General features: G+C 51.6%; 12 protein-coding genes. 7 read left to right on the top strand and 5 right to left on the bottom strand.

Annotation, left to right across the window (positions count from 1 at the left end):
* Positions 1–144 precede the first annotated feature (144 nt).
* Together RYZ59_RS05285 and gorA are read left to right on the top strand one after the other, a co-directional pair.
* On the top strand, positions 145–987 hold the full coding sequence (locus RYZ59_RS05285; protein WP_137382019.1) for a 23S rRNA (adenine(2030)-N(6))-methyltransferase RlmJ: 843 nt from the start codon (positions 145–147) through the stop codon (positions 985–987).
* A 104-nt stretch (positions 988–1,091) separates the two neighbouring features.
* Positions 1,092–2,444, top strand: a complete 1,353-nt coding sequence (gene gorA / locus RYZ59_RS05280; RefSeq protein ID WP_202037485.1) for a glutathione-disulfide reductase — start codon at positions 1,092–1,094, stop codon at positions 2,442–2,444.
* Positions 2,445–2,540: 96 nt separating this feature from the next.
* On the opposite strand, the gene RYZ59_RS05275 is transcribed toward gorA, so the two are convergent.
* Positions 2,541–3,704, bottom strand: coding sequence for a mandelate racemase/muconate lactonizing enzyme family protein (locus tag RYZ59_RS05275; protein WP_137382021.1), 1,164 nt, complete (start codon positions 3,702–3,704; stop codon positions 2,541–2,543).
* Positions 3,705–3,887: 183 nt separating this feature from the next.
* On the opposite strand from RYZ59_RS05275, the gene RYZ59_RS05270 reads away from it, so the two are divergent.
* The gene (locus RYZ59_RS05270; RefSeq protein ID WP_318045479.1) at positions 3,888–4,814 is read left to right on the top strand and encodes a LysR family transcriptional regulator; all 927 of its coding nucleotides are present in this window, start codon (positions 3,888–3,890) and stop codon (positions 4,812–4,814) included.
* Positions 4,815–4,879: 65 nt separating this feature from the next.
* Here the strand turns inward: RYZ59_RS05270 and RYZ59_RS05265 are convergent, their stop codons facing one another.
* Entirely contained in the window at positions 4,880–6,274 is a 1,395-nt protein-coding gene (locus RYZ59_RS05265; RefSeq protein WP_318045481.1) for a cytochrome-c peroxidase, read from the bottom strand.
* Positions 6,275–6,700: 426 nt separating this feature from the next.
* Between RYZ59_RS05265 and RYZ59_RS05260 the strand changes: the two genes are divergently transcribed.
* Positions 6,701–8,350: an alpha,alpha-trehalase gene (locus RYZ59_RS05260; protein ID WP_318045483.1), complete on the top strand. Its 1,650-nt coding sequence runs from the start codon at positions 6,701–6,703 to the stop codon at positions 8,348–8,350.
* Positions 8,351–8,388: 38 nt separating this feature from the next.
* On the opposite strand, the gene RYZ59_RS05255 is transcribed toward RYZ59_RS05260, so the two are convergent.
* Positions 8,389–9,978, bottom strand: coding sequence for an STY4199 family HEPN domain-containing protein (locus RYZ59_RS05255; protein ID WP_318045484.1), 1,590 nt, complete (start codon positions 9,976–9,978; stop codon positions 8,389–8,391).
* 412 nt (positions 9,979–10,390) lie between these two features.
* On the opposite strand from RYZ59_RS05255, the gene RYZ59_RS05250 reads away from it, so the two are divergent.
* The gene (locus RYZ59_RS05250) at positions 10,391–10,741 is read left to right on the top strand and encodes a glycoside hydrolase family protein (protein WP_202039653.1); all 351 of its coding nucleotides are present in this window, start codon (positions 10,391–10,393) and stop codon (positions 10,739–10,741) included.
* An 18-nt stretch (positions 10,742–10,759) separates the two neighbouring features.
* Here the strand turns inward: RYZ59_RS05250 and RYZ59_RS05245 are convergent, their stop codons facing one another.
* Positions 10,760–11,362, bottom strand: coding sequence for a response regulator transcription factor (locus tag RYZ59_RS05245; protein WP_318045486.1), 603 nt, complete (start codon positions 11,360–11,362; stop codon positions 10,760–10,762).
* Between the two features lie 367 nt (positions 11,363–11,729).
* Entirely contained in the window at positions 11,730–12,488 is a 759-nt protein-coding gene (locus RYZ59_RS05240; RefSeq protein WP_318045488.1) for an SDR family NAD(P)-dependent oxidoreductase, read from the bottom strand.
* 119 nt (positions 12,489–12,607) lie between these two features.
* Here RYZ59_RS05240 and RYZ59_RS05235 point away from each other — a divergent pair, with 119 nt between their 5' ends.
* The gene (locus RYZ59_RS05235) at positions 12,608–13,507 is read left to right on the top strand and encodes a LysR family transcriptional regulator (protein ID WP_318045490.1); all 900 of its coding nucleotides are present in this window, start codon (positions 12,608–12,610) and stop codon (positions 13,505–13,507) included.
* A 70-nt stretch (positions 13,508–13,577) separates the two neighbouring features.
* On the top strand, positions 13,578–14,576 hold the full coding sequence (gene yhjD / locus RYZ59_RS05230) for an inner membrane protein YhjD (RefSeq protein ID WP_202037475.1): 999 nt from the start codon (positions 13,578–13,580) through the stop codon (positions 14,574–14,576).
* Positions 14,577–14,721 lie beyond the last annotated feature (145 nt).

The following is a 14,721-nucleotide window of genomic DNA, read 5'->3' as shown; positions in this document are numbered from 1 at the left end:
GAATGGGGTTAAGTGTAGAGGATTTCAATGCTAACCGTGATGGAAAGACGCCCGGTGGCGCTGCGCTTACCGGGCCTACGGGTAATCTGTGCCGATCTGCTGTAAACTGTGGCAAATCGTCATTTCAGCGGAATTTCATTACCCATGCTCAGTTATCGCCACAGTTATCACGCAGGCAACCACGCCGACGTCCTTAAACACACCGTTCAGAGCCTGATCATTGAATCGCTCAAAGAGAAAGAAAAACCGTTTCTGTATCTGGACACCCATGCTGGCGCTGGCCGTTATCAGCTGAGCAGTGAGCATGCCGAACGTACCGGTGAATATCTGGAAGGCATCGCCCGTATCTGGCAGCAGGACGATTTGCCTGCCGAACTGGAACCCTATATTTCTGTCGTGCAGCATTTCAACCGGAGTGGTCAGCTGCGCTACTACCCGGGTTCTCCGCTGATTGCCCGCCAGTTATTGCGTGAGCAGGACAGCCTGCAATTGACAGAACTGCACCCGAGCGATTTTCCGCTACTGCGTTCCGAGTTCCAGAAAGACGAACGTGCGCGCGTCGCTAAAGCCGACGGCTACCAGCAGTTAAAAGCAAAATTACCGCCGGTTTCCCGTCGCGGATTGATCCTTATCGATCCCCCGTACGAAATTAAATCCGACTATCAGGCCGTCGTCACCGGCATCAGCGAAGGTTACAAACGTTTCGCGACCGGTACCTATGCACTGTGGTATCCGGTAGTCCTGCGTCAGCAAATCAAACGTATGATTCATGATCTGGAAGACACCGGCATTCGTCGCATCCTGCAAATTGAGCTGGCGGTACGCCCGGACAGCGATCAGCGCGGTATGACGGCGTCCGGTATGATTGTGATTAACCCGCCGTGGAAGCTGGAACAGCAGATGAACAACGTCCTGCCGTGGCTACACAGCAAACTGGTTCCGGCAGGAACCGGGCACACTTCCGTCAGCTGGATCGTGCCGGAGTAATCGCAGCCATCGGTGGAACCTTTTAATTTCAGGTATACAATCGCGAATATTTTGGCGGATGGCATAACGCTTCTCCGCCCTACAATGAACATGAAGGAGCGGTCATGACCAAGCACTATGATTACATCGCTATCGGCGGCGGCAGCGGCGGTATTGCCTCCATTAACCGTGCGGCAATGTACGGCCAGAAATGCGCACTGATTGAAGCCAAAGAGCTGGGCGGCACCTGCGTCAACGTTGGTTGCGTACCGAAGAAAGTGATGTGGCATGCCGCGCAGATCCGCGAAGCTATTCATATGTATGGCCCGGATTATGGTTTCGATACCACCATCAATAAATTCGACTGGGACAAACTGATCGCCAGCCGTACCGCCTATATCGATCGCATCCATACCTCGTACGACAACGTGCTGGGCAAAAATAATGTCGATGTGATTAAAGGCTTTGCCCGCTTCGTTGATGCTAAAACCATCGAAGTGAACGGTGAAACGATCACTGCCGATCATATTTTAATTGCCACCGGCGGCCGCCCAAGCCATCCGAACATTCCGGGTGTGGAATACGGCATCGACTCCGACGGTTTCTTTGAGCTGCCAGCACTGCCGAAACGCGTGGCGGTCGTTGGCGCAGGCTACATCGCCGTTGAACTGGCGGGTGTCATTAACGGCCTGGGTGCCCAAACGCATCTCTTTGTGCGTAAACACGCGCCGCTGCGTAGCTTTGACCCGATGATTGTCGAAACCCTGGTTGAAGTGATGAACACTGAAGGCCCGACCCTGCATACTCACGCGATTCCAAAAGCCGTGGTTAAAAATGCAGACGGCAGCCTGACTCTGCAACTGGAAGATGGTCGTAGCGAAACGGTAGATTGCCTGATCTGGGCGATTGGTCGTGAGCCTGCAACCGACAACTTCAACCTGGCGGCAACGGGTGTGAAAACCAACGAAAAAGGCTACATCGTCGTTGATAAATACCAGAACACCAGCGTGCCGGGTATTTATGCGGTCGGCGATAATACCGGTGCCGTTGAACTGACGCCAGTGGCGGTTGCCGCGGGCCGTCGCCTGTCCGAACGTCTGTTTAACAACAAGCCGGACGAGCATCTGGACTACAGCAACATTCCAACCGTGGTCTTCAGCCATCCGCCAATTGGTACTGTAGGGTTAACCGAGCAGCAGGCGCGCGAACAGCACGGTGATGATCAGGTAAAAGTGTATAAATCATCGTTTACCGCGATGTATACCGCCGTTACCTCTCACCGCCAACCGTGCCGCATGAAGCTGGTCTGCGTTGGACCAGAAGAGAAGATCGTCGGTATTCACGGCATCGGCTTTGGTATGGACGAAATGCTGCAAGGCTTCGCGGTGGCGCTGAAAATGGGCGCGACTAAGAAAGATTTCGACAACACCGTAGCGATCCACCCAACGGCGGCTGAAGAATTCGTCACTATGCGTTAAGCGCACACGTGTAGAAAGATTGCGATCGCGATTCACTACACGCTCAAACAACGCCCCTCCGGCAACCAGAGGGGCGTGACATCATCTCAGCCAGCGCTATTCAGCCAACGCACGCATCTCTTTAATCAGGTCTGATTTCCCCTCAAAACCAATGCCCGGCAGTTCAGGCATGACGATATGACCGTCCTCCACCGTCACAGAATCCGGGAAACCGCCGTACGGCTGGAACAGGTCCGGGTAACTTTCATTGCCGCCCAGGCCAAGACCCGCCGCAATGTTCAACGACATCTGGTGGCCGCCATGCGGTATGCAGCGTGATGGTGACCAGCCAAACTGCGCAAGGACATCCAGCGTGCGCAGGTATTCGACCAGACCGTAGGAAAGCGCGCAGTCAAATTGCAGGTAATCGCGATCCGGGCGCATGCCGCCATAACGCAGCAGGTTACGCGCATCCTGATGAGAAAAGAGGTTTTCACCGGTCGCCATTGAGCCTGGGTAAAACTCTGACAGCGCAGCCTGCAAGGAATAATCCAGCGGGTCGCCCGCCTCTTCATACCAGAACAACGGGTATTCACGCAGCATTTTGGCGTAGGCAATACTGGTTTCCAGATCAAAGCGACCATTGGCATCGACGGCCAGGCGTGCTTCATCGCCAATTTCCGCGAGGACCGCGTCAATTCGGCGGCGGTCTTCATCAAGCGATGCCCCGCCGATTTTCATTTTAACCACGTTATAGCCGCGATTCAGGTAGCCTCGCATTTCCTGACGCAACGCGCTCAGGTCTTTACCCGGATAATAATAACCGCCCGCCGCGTAAACAAAGACGCGCGGGTTGGCCTCAACGCCCTTCATCTCAGCCAGCAGGCGGAACAACGGCTTGTTAGCAATTTTGGCGACGGCATCCCAAATAGCCATATCCAGTGTGCCGACGGCGACCGAACGTTCGCCATGTCCCCCCGGCTTCTCGTTACTCATCATGACGTCCCAGATTTTATGCGGATCCAGGTTATCACCTTTGGCATTCAGCAGGCTTTCCGGGTCTGCGTCCAGAATGCGGTTACGGAAGCGCTCGCGGATCAATCCCCCCTGACCATAACGACCATTAGAGTTAAATCCGTATCCCACAACCCGGCGTCCCGCTATTTCAACATCAGTCACAACAGCCACCAGGCTGGTTGTCATCTTGCTAAAATCGATATAGGCGTTACGAATAGGGGAAGCGATGGGTTTAGTTATTTCTACAACATCGAGGATACGCATGTTTTCTCCGGCGGGTTCTTAGTCAGTTGTGCTCACACTTACGCGCCTGTAAAAAGTGATAACTCATGCCGGTTTATTATTGGCATAATGCACGCAGGCAGTATTTAAGGACGCCATCGTCCTGTCTTTTTCCATCTTAAGCAGTGCTCATCTGCTGATCTAATGCCAAAGAGGCTGGCTGTAATGCAAAATCGGCATCACCTGGAACTCACCTGGCTTGAAGACTGCATTGCGCTGGCGCAGTCACTCAATTTCTCCCGGGCAGCCGCTTCCCGATATGTGACGCAGCCCGCATTCAGTCGGCGCATTGTCTCGCTGGAAGAGTGGCTTGGAACGCCGATTTTTGAACGCAACCGCCGTGGCGTCGGCCTGACTCGTGCAGGGGAAGTGTTCGTCGCTCAGGTGCCCGAACTAATCCGGGCGCTTTACACCCTGAGAAATGAAACCATCGAAGCAGCAGGAAATACCCGACCGGATGTTATTTTCTCTGCAACACACTCCCTGTCGTTCTCATTTTTTCCGGCACTGATGCGTAATAACGAAAAAATCGCCCGTTTCGGCTCATTTCGCCTGCTTTCAGATACGCTCAGCGCCTGTGAACGGATGATTGAAAAAGGGGATGCTCAGTTTCTGCTGTGCTATTACCACCCTCACATGCACATCAACCTTGATCAGACGAAATATCTCAGCGTCCGCCTTGGACGAGAAACATTATTGCCTTACTCAAAATGCGCTCCCGGCTCTCCTCAGCCGCTCTGGCAGGCAACGGGGGGCAAAAAATTTCCGTTTCTCTCCTTCTCTGCAGAATCCGGTCTGGGGAGGATCCTCTCAAACACGTCTCCGGTGAATCATGCCCGACGCGGTATGGACATCGCCTTCACCGCCGATCTGGCGGCCACGCTGCTGGCAATGGTCAAAGCTGGAGACGGCATTGCCTGGCTGCCGGAAAGCCTGGCAGCTCCGGACGTTGAGGCCGGGACAATCTCCGCAGCCGCCCCGCAACAGAGTGGATTGTGGGTACCCATTGATATCAGACTGTTTCGACCTGCGGCCAGGATGTCCAGGGCAGTAGAAGAATTGTGGGAAATATTCGTGGCTGAGCAGATATAACCGACGGCCAGGTAAAGGAAAATTATCCAGCCTGCAAAACGTGCCAGGCTGGACAGGGGGAATGATTATTTACCCTGCATATATGGCGTATACACCCCGTTAAGACTTTCGAGGAACGCCACAATATCGTCGATATCTTCCTGCGGCAGTTCCTTACCGACCTGATAACGCAGCATCAGTTTCACTGCGCCATCGAGCGTCGGTACATCGCCACGATGGAAATAAGGTGCAGTTAGCGCAACGTTACGCAGACCCGGTACTTTCTGACGCAGCTTGTCACGTAATTCATTCGTCACGTTCATCCGGCCAATATCTGCCGCGGTGACTTCGCCAAAATTAAAGTCCTTTTTCAGCCCCAGGGGCTCAAATGAGCGTCCGCCTAAAATAATACCGCCATGACAGGTCGCGCACTTATTATCTTTAAACAACTGATAGCCCTGTTTTTGCTGGGCAGTTAACGCCGTTTCATCGCCACGTAACCACTTATCAAATGGCGAATTTGGCGTAATGAGCGTTTTCTCAAACTCAGCAATCGCGTCAGTAATATTGTCACCACTGAATCCCTGCGGATAAACCGCGATAAATTGTTGCTTCAGAAGCGGATCTTTATCCAGTTTCTGGATAATTTCATCCCAGGATTTCGAGGCCATTTCAATCGGATTTAACGGCGGGCCACCGGCCTGCGCCTGCAACGTCGGCGCACGCCCATCCCAGAATTGCTCCACGTTAAACACCGAGTTAAAGACCGTCGGCGCATTAATTGGTCCAACGGCTCCCCCCACGCCGATTGACGTTTTTCTGCCATCCACGCCGCCCGCATTCAGAGCATGGCAGTGCGCACAAGAAATCGTGCTATCGCCGGAAATCCGTGGATCATGATAGAGCGAGAAACCGAGCGCCACTTTACGGGCATCTGTCGGGATACTTTCCGGTATCGGTTGAACCGGTTCGTTGCGATGTTGAGCTGCCGTATCACTGCTGGCGTAGTACTGCTCGCGTTGTTTTGCAATCCAGCCAAGAATCTCTTTGCGCTCAGCATCACTAACCTTACCGGCCCAGTGCAGCGCGGTATAACGCGTTGGCGGCATAGTATCGTACTGCATCACCCATTCAATTTTATTCAGATCGCTTTGCGAAACGGGTTTATCCGCGACCAGTGCCGCACGCACGGCTTCAAGATTGAAGGATTTATATCCCAGTTGAATATCGTAATTCATCAACTGTTTAGCGACAGGAAAAGAAGAATAGAAAGGTAATTCCGCTGAAGGGGTATGACAATAATCGCATCCTTTTTCGCGTAAAAAACCTAATACTTTATTATTTTCTTCCAGCGTAGAAGCCTGAACATCAGCTTGTTTACTACGTTGATTATCGTGATACCACACATAACCGGATAATCCTAAATAACAAATCACGATGCCTGCTATAGCAATCGCGGTAAGACGGGTAATGATTTTCATTATTTTACCCTCACCGTTGTGAGTTATTGTGACCCAGAAAATTAGAATAATTAATGCACAGTCTTTGTCAGACCTGACCATCATAGGAAATGGGGGGATTACTTTTTTGATAAGTATCAATCAATTACATGGGCGGGAACTATCGATAGAATAGCCTGCGCCTATTATAAGAATGAACCGTTACCAGGTTCTATTCACACCTCGTTGCAATCGAATGTTCTGAAAATGAATTAGTTTTAGATTGTGAATAATTATAAATTTCTCATTGTTATCATTGGGATAGTTTTATTTCTTTATTATTGATAAGCATAAAAACGTGATCGACCGCACGCTTTACTCACCCGGCACCGAAGCGAATGTCTACGCTTAACAGACGATCAGGCAATAGCCTTAGCATTTCAACCGTTACCGGAGGTCTTTCTCATTATGCTCAACCAGAAACTACCCCACGCCCCTTCAGAAGAACTGACGATCGACGTCGATCTACTTTATGAAATGGATCCGTGCGAGTTAAAGCTGGATGACATGATTGAGGCGGAGCCTGAACCGGAAATGATTGAGGGGCTTCCCGCCTCGGACGCGTTAACCCCCGCCGATCGTTACCTCGAACTGTTCGAGCACGTCCAGTCATCCAAACTGTTTGCTGATAGCAAAACCTTTCCCGACTGCGCACCCAAAATGGACCCGCTGGATATTTTGATTCGTTATCGTAAAGTCAAACGACACCGGGACTTTGACCTGCAACGCTTTGTCGCGAACCATTTCTGGCTGCCGGAAACCCCCACCAGCGAATATGTTTCCGACCCTGAAAGCTCGCTGAAAGAGCATATTGATCAACTGTGGCCAGTGCTGACTCGCGAGCCGCAGGATCACATTCCCTGGTCCTCGCTGCTGGCGCTACCGCAGTCATACATCGTGCCGGGCGGGCGCTTTAGCGAAACCTACTATTGGGATTCCTACTTCACCATGCTGGGTCTTGCGGAGAGTGGCCGGGAAGACTTACTGAAATGTATGGCCGATAACTTTGCCTGGATGATCGAAAACTATGGTCACATCCCGAACGGTAACCGCACCTACTATCTGAGCCGCTCCCAGCCACCGGTCTTTGCGCTCATGGTCGAACTGTTCGAAGAGGATGGCGTACGCGGTGCGCGTCGTTATCTTGATCATCTCAAAATGGAGTACGCGTTCTGGATGGATGGCGCCGACTCGCTGGTGCTTAATCAGGCATACCGCCACGTGATCAGAATGCCGGACGGTTCTCTGCTCAACCGCTATTGGGACGATCGTGATACCCCGCGCGATGAGTCCTGGCTTGAAGACGTAGAAACGGCTAAGCATTCAGGCCGACCGCCTAATGAGGTTTATCGGGATCTGCGTGCGGGTGCGGCCTCCGGCTGGGATTACTCATCACGTTGGTTGCGCGATGCCGGTCGCCTCGCCAGCATCCGCACCACCCAGTTCATCCCAATTGACCTGAACGCGTTCCTCTACAAACTGGAAAGTACGATTGCGAACATTTCTGCATTAAAAGGAGAGCGAGATACCGAAGCGCGGTTTCGCCAGAAAGCCAGCGACCGCCGTGCCGCCGTGAACCGCTATTTGTGGGACGACGAAAATGGCTGCTATCGCGATTACGACTGGCGACGTGAGCAAATGGCTCTCTTCTCTGCTGCCAGCATCGTTCCGCTGTACGTCGGCATGGCGACCCATGAACAAGCTGACCGACTCGCCAACGCAGTACGCAGTCGCTTACTCACGCCAGGCGGCATTTTAGCGACCGAGTATGAAACCGGCGAGCAGTGGGATAAACCCAACGGTTGGGCACCACTGCAGTGGATGGCGATTCAGGGATTTAAACTGTATGGCGATGACCATCTCGGCGATGAGATCGCCCGTAACTGGATGAAAACGGTTAATATTTTTTATCAGGAACACCACAAGCTAATCGAAAAATACCATATCGCTGACGGCACGCCGCGCGAGGGCGGCGGTGGGGAATATCCGTTGCAGGACGGATTTGGCTGGACGAATGGCGTGGTGCGCCGATTAATCGGTTTGTACGGTGAACCGTAAATGTCTGACGGCCTGATGCCACGAAATGCATCGGGCCGTTAGTTAATGGCATCGTACAGCGCGGTGTGAATTTTCTGCCATTTCTTGTTCTCTGCATTGGGATCTGCACGCACACGCAGTTGGGCCTGTTCCACATCATACTGCTGACGAGCAACGACCTCCGGTGTCGAGCAGAAACTGTGTAGGTAGCTTTTATGCAGTGACGTCAGCGATGCGCCATTAGACATGGCATGACTGAGCGTACTCATAAACTGCTGGCAGGGTTTAGCCTCATCCATCTGTGAGGGATAGCGCAGCAGCAGCTTCAGAACTGCAGTGTTCCCCGCGGAAAATGCCTGCTCCGTCCACGCCAGCTTCCAGTCCATACCGCCTTGCAGGAACAGCGACGTGACGCGGGTATCGTTGCGATCGATAGCCGCCCGCATATTAAAGGTATCCCATGTAATGCCCATGCGGGTCACCGATTCTCGCGCGGAAGGTGCATCACGCCGCGGCTCCTCCTGTACTATCTCAACAGCTTGCCCTGAAGATGCTTGCGGTGCGGGTGCATTGAATAGCCAGAAAGCGCCCAGCGAGACTGCCAGTACCATGACGCCGACCGCCACCCACAGCATGCCGGAAATCAGCTGTTCGCGCTCTTCTGCCGTGCGCTGCGCTCGCTTTTCAGGAGGATCGATACTGTCGGCAATTTCCTTTTTATCACCCCCAGCCTGCTCGTCTTTTTGCCTTGCCGTTTCCCAGAATTGACGCACCGTCGACTCATCAGAGTCCAGATACGATGCAGGATTGATACGCGTTCGGCGCTCTTCAAACGCCCGCTGTACAGAATGCGTAATTTGTTGGTACTGATAATTTAACAGCATCAGCTGTACTGACGTCAGCGGTTGCTGAGCAATGATAGCGTTTCGCGCCAGTCGGCAATCATCCAGAAACATTCGCAGCGTTAAGCGCGGTTCGACAAACAGCATCAACACTGACGTATCATTAAAAATCTGCGTAAAGTGGCGAACAAATAGCTTCTTATCGACCACCATCAACGCCAGTTCGCTAAACAACATGCCGTCCAGCGCATCACGCCCTTCGCCCAGCTTTAACCAGCGACGCAAGCGTTCGGCGCCAAAGTGCTGCTTCAGGAAACTGTTTAGCGGATGCTGATCTGGCCATACCCGAGCGATGAGGGCTTTGAGCGTTAACTCTATTGCGCGAAGCTGACGCTGCGCCCGCATCTGCGCATCCTGCCCCCCGATTTCGATATCGGTTTGATAGTTCAGGAGCGGCTGTTGCTGGCGTAATTGCTCCAGTGCGGCCACAAAACGCAGCGCGGAAATCAGCTGGTTTTCACTGACATCCTGACCGCTTTCATACTGAGGCACACTCTGTTGAAGATGGCGTAAACGCAACGTGAACTGGCTGAGTTGCGCATCATTCATCTGCAAGCGTCTGGCAACTGCCACCCAACCGCCCAGATTCAGTCGGGCCTGATCGAGTTGCTCCAGAAACCAACGCGGATCTTTGCCCTCTGCCACATGTACGCCTAACAGCAGCAAAATTTCCACCGACGCCTGACGGATGATCCCCAAACAGTGTTCAAATGGCGCACATGTCGCCTGTAACGCGCTATTGGTCATTATCTTCCCTAAAAGAGCCCAGAAAGGTGCGGCCTCACGATGTATTACGTTATCTTTTTATAAACGTGGTACTGCGCAGAATAGTGCCGCAGCACACTAGAACACATTCATATAACAAATAAATGTGTTTTGCAGTGACAACGGCAAAATCATTGAAATTTATTCTGGAGATAAACCCGTGTCTGTGTTGAAAACAGCGCGACCGCCTCACAATGACGGAGAGTGACTGGCTATGTCTGGTGATACGCAATAGCATATCGGGAAAAGTGCCTGAGATGACAGGATGTTCAGCCGGTAAAAACGTGAATGCCACCCCTTAAGTCGTAAGGCGTTTATGGCCAAAAATGGCCATATGGCAACTACGTCTGCTGATAATTATCTTTATACTGTTTTTCTTTTAAGAGAAATCATTATGCCGCATTGCGCCGCTCATTTTACCCCCGCCGGTATTGCATTTATCAAGCAATGGCAGGGCCTGTCGCTGGAAAAGTATCAGGATAAAAATGGTGTATGGGTCATTGGCTACGGGCATGAAATGACACCCGATGAAACCTTTGTTACCCCCATTTCAATGGCGCAGGCAGAGGCTCTGCTGCTCGCGGATCTGGATATCTGCAAAGCATTAATACGCACAAATAAACCTCAGCTTAACGACCCGTTTCAACAAGAAGTCTTTATTGCGTGGATGCTAAGTGTTGGGATAACGCGCTTTTGTCACGCAGAAATGTGGCCGATTAATATTTCACAGCCAGATAGCGTCTGACCGTGAAATAAATATCAATTATAGAAATTCATTTAACATCATTGCCGCCTGAGTACGGTTTTTAACTTCCAGGCGCTGATAAAGTGACTCAAGGTGGGCTTTTACCGTTCCGGTACTGATATTTAACAGCCGACCAATTTGCTTATTTGACTCACCAGCCGCCAGCATGGTCAGGATCTCTCGCTGGCGGGCGCTTAATGTTTTTATATTTTGCCTGCTGCTATCGTTTGTCGCTAAGTGATCCCTGGGAAGAAACATCATGTCCATCGCAACGCTGTTAAGCGCCAGAGTAAAGGTTTCTGCATCAGAGTCCCGTGGCACAATGGCCAGCACGTTTAATTGCGTCACATCCTGCAGCCATTTCTTACTGCAATCAGTGGCTGAGATCAGCACCTTCACCGTTGAAAAAGAGTGTGCAATCTGTTGCAGCAAGCTGCAGCAAAACTCACCGTCGAGATCACCGTCCAGCATGAGGAGCGCATCCGGGGTGTTTTCCAGTTTTTGCCAAAGGTCATCTGCCTGACTGACACCCTGAACATTCACTCCTGGAATTCGTTGCTGCAAACTTACATTCATTCCATGAATAAATATTGACTGCCTGTCAAACATTATTACCTGCATTATTAACTCTCCGTCTGAAAAATAGTGGCTTTGAGACGTGAAAGGGTATTATTCACGAGGAAAAATAAGAACTCACCATTTGGCAGGGGTCATTCTACCGATAACAGAAGAATAAAGAAGCAGGAGTTATGAATAGTTACAGCTCAAGAAAAAGGATTACACAAAGCGGGCAGAACAGGATAGATTTCTGAGACATTCCTCATTTATTGAGGGTCATAACTCCTTATTAATATTAATTTTCAGAGAATACATTTTTAGCTGAAAATAAGACATCCTGAACAAATGATAAATATGTTACAAACTACAATATCGCATTAAGTGCTCATTCAACAGCTACCGCAGCCTATTGAATAAGCACGTTGCCACGTTACAGGAACATCCCGCCAGATACCTCAATACGTTGTGCAGTCATCCAGGCGAGCTCATCGCTGAGCAACGCGGCGATGGCATCACCGATATCATCCGGTAGCCCGACGCGTCCCAGCGCCGTTTGCGAGGCAATATACGCATTCAGTTGCGCATTATCACGCACATTCCCACCGCCGAAATCAGTTTCAATCGCGCCCGGCGCAATAATATTTGCCGTAATACCGCGTTCCCCCAACTCTTTAGCCTGATAGCGGGTGAGCACTTCCATCGCCCCTTTCATGGCGGCATAGGCGCTGTAGCCCGGTAGGGCAAAACGCGCCAGACCGGTCGAGACATTGAGGATCCTTCCCCCCTTGTTCATCAGCGGAAGAAGACTCTGCGTCAGGAAAAATGGCCCCTTAAACTGGATACTCAGCAGTTGGTCAAATTGCGCTTCGGTGAATGCAGAGTACGGCGCAGTAATGCCGATCCCGGCGTTGTTCAATAAATAATCAAACCCTTCACTTTGCCACTGTGTCTTTACGGTGTGCTTCATCTGTTCAACGAAGGATGGGAAAGTTGAAGTATCGCCGACATTTAACGGTAATGCCGCTGCTTTTCCACCAGATTGCCGAATTTCATCCACAACCTGTTGCGCCTCTTTTTCATTGCTGTTCCATGTCAGGACGATACCTATTCCTTTGTTCGCCAGCTTAAGTGCCGCGTTTTTACCGAGCCCGCGACCGCCACCGGTCACTAATGCGATACGTTGCGTCATAAGAAACCTCATTTCAGGTGTTGTGATGATTGAGACAAAGCTTATTAGGTGGTAGAAGAACAATAAATATCGCTAATTGCGCATTACTGTTTCATTCAGAACAACAATAGGGCATGGGAATGGATAAAATTCACGCAATGCAGTTGTTCATCCGCGTCGCAGAACTGGAGAGTTTTTCGCGTGCGGCAGACACCCTTGGACTTCCTAAAGGTAGCGTATCGCGCCAAATTCAGGCCCTGGAAAATCACCTGGGCACGCAGCTTCTGCACCGCACCACCCGGCGCGTTCAGCTGACGCAGGACGGCATGATCTATTACGAGCGCGCAAAAGATCTGTTGAGTAATCTGGATGAACTGGATGGGTTGTTCCATCACGATCCAGCCAGTATCAGCGGTAAGCTGCGCGTCGATATGCCGGTTGGCGTGGCGAGAAATCTGGTCATGCCCCGCCTGCCCACCTTTTTGCATCAGTATCCGGGGCTGGAGCTTGAACTTAGCAGCAGTGACCGCTTGGTGGACTTAATTCGCGAGGGTTTCGACTGCGTCGTTCGCGTTGGCACATTGAAAGATTCGGGGTTGATTGCCCGACCGCTGGGGAAACTCACGCAGATTAACTGTGCCAGTCCACAGTATCTGGCCCGCTTTGGTTATCCGGAAAGCCTGGAGGATTTGGCCTCACATGCCGTGGTGCATTACTCGGTGAATTTGGGGACACGCGCACAGGGTTTCGAGGTGGCTACAGACAATGGGACTGCATGGGTAAAAACCGGCGGCATGCTGACGGTGAACAGCACCGAAACCTATCATGCAGCATGCCTTGCCGGGCTGGGTATTATTCAGGTACCACGCGTCGGGGTGCGTGAAGCCCTTCGCGCCGGTACGCTGGTTGAAGTGTTGCCGCAATATCGGGCCGAACCCATGCCCGTTTCTTTGCTGTATCCACATCGCCGTAACCTTTCCCGCCGGGTACATCTGTTCATGGAATGGTTGACCGCTGTGATGAAAGACTACGTGGATTAGCCCATTTTTCGGGAAGTGGGTCTGAGCGGCTATAATGTCATGAGTAAACAAAATAAGGACTACCGATCGGATGACGCAGGAACACGACGCAAAGCACCCCACGCCTGAACAACAGCAAACCACCACAACGCCGGTAAAAAACGCCAAAGCGAACCAGGCGCTGAAAACAGCCATAACCTTCGCAGATAAAATTCAACGTCAACCTGTTATCGCCCACCTGATCCGCGCTGCAGAGCGTTTTAATGACCGAATGGGGAATCAGTTTGGCGCAGCCATCACGTATTTCTCGTTCCTGTCGATGATCCCTATCCTGATGGTGTCGTTTGCGGCGGCCGGTTTTATTCTCGCCTCGCACCCCACGTTATTACAGGATATCTTCAGCAAAATATTGCTCAACGTTAGCGATCCGACGCTGGCCTCTACGCTGAAAAACACCATCAATACTGCCGTTCAGCAACGTACCACCGTGGGTCTGGTGGGGCTTGGCATCGCCCTCTACTCTGGTATCAACTGGATGGGAAACCTGCGTGAAGCGATTCGCGCGCAGTCGCGGGACGTCTGGGAACGCACACCGCAGGATCAGGAAAAAATATGGGTTAAATACCTGCGTGATTTTGTCTCATTGATTGGGTTGCTGATTGCGCTGATCGTTACGCTATCGATTACCTCCATTGCCGGTTCTGCCCAGCAAATGATCATCTCGGCACTGTATCTCGACGGTATTGAATGGCTGAAACCCGCATGGCGGTTGATTGGCCTGGCGATCTCCATTTTCGCCAACTATTTGCTGTTCTTCTGGATTTTCTGGCGTCTGCCGCGCCATCGTCCGCGCAAGAGAGCGCTGATTCGTGGCACATTTATCGCCGCGCTGGGCTTTGAAGCGATCAAAATGATTATGACGTATACGCTACCATCGTTGGTGCAATCACCGTCGGGCGCAGCATTTGGCTCTGTACTTGGACTGATGGCATTTTTCTATTTCTTCGCCCGTCTGACCTTGTTCTGTGCGGCCTGGATTGCCACCGCAGAATACAAAGATGACCCGCGCATGCCGGGGAAAACGCAATAGCCAAAGCCGGATGAGTGGTGAATTGCCGGATGGCGACGCACGCGTCTTATCCGGCCTACGGGTGAGTCTTGTAGGCCGGATAAGCACAGCGCCACCCGGCAATTATAATGCCGCCTGTTCTCACCGATTTAGTGAATAAATCCAA

This window comes from Citrobacter sp. HN-141, from assembly GCF_033341895.1.
Lineage (GTDB): Bacteria > Pseudomonadota > Gammaproteobacteria > Enterobacterales > Enterobacteriaceae > Citrobacter.
The sequence above is the reverse complement of the archived record's forward strand: the minus strand, read 5'-3'. Positions and strand labels throughout refer to the sequence as shown.

Excerpts from the sequence above, each read along its gene's own strand:
- RYZ59_RS05285 (WP_137382019.1), top strand. The coding sequence starts at position 145 with ATGCTCAGTTATCGCCACAGTTATCACGCAGGCAACCACGCCGACGTC.
- gorA (WP_202037485.1), top strand. The coding sequence starts at position 1,092 with ATGACCAAGCACTATGATTACATCGCTATCGGCGGCGGCAGCGGCGGT.
- RYZ59_RS05275 (WP_137382021.1), bottom strand. The coding sequence starts at position 3,704 with ATGCGTATCCTCGATGTTGTAGAAATAACTAAACCCATCGCTTCCCCT.
- RYZ59_RS05270 (WP_318045479.1), top strand. The coding sequence starts at position 3,888 with ATGCAAAATCGGCATCACCTGGAACTCACCTGGCTTGAAGACTGCATT.
- RYZ59_RS05265 (WP_318045481.1), bottom strand. The coding sequence starts at position 6,274 with ATGAAAATCATTACCCGTCTTACCGCGATTGCTATAGCAGGCATCGTG.
- RYZ59_RS05260 (WP_318045483.1), top strand. The coding sequence starts at position 6,701 with ATGCTCAACCAGAAACTACCCCACGCCCCTTCAGAAGAACTGACGATC.
- RYZ59_RS05255 (WP_318045484.1), bottom strand. The coding sequence starts at position 9,978 with ATGACCAATAGCGCGTTACAGGCGACATGTGCGCCATTTGAACACTGT.
- RYZ59_RS05250 (WP_202039653.1), top strand. The coding sequence starts at position 10,391 with ATGCCGCATTGCGCCGCTCATTTTACCCCCGCCGGTATTGCATTTATC.
- RYZ59_RS05245 (WP_318045486.1), bottom strand. The coding sequence starts at position 11,362 with ATGCAGGTAATAATGTTTGACAGGCAGTCAATATTTATTCATGGAATG.
- RYZ59_RS05240 (WP_318045488.1), bottom strand. The coding sequence starts at position 12,488 with ATGACGCAACGTATCGCATTAGTGACCGGTGGCGGTCGCGGGCTCGGT.
- RYZ59_RS05235 (WP_318045490.1), top strand. The coding sequence starts at position 12,608 with ATGGATAAAATTCACGCAATGCAGTTGTTCATCCGCGTCGCAGAACTG.
- yhjD (WP_202037475.1), top strand. The coding sequence starts at position 13,578 with ATGACGCAGGAACACGACGCAAAGCACCCCACGCCTGAACAACAGCAA.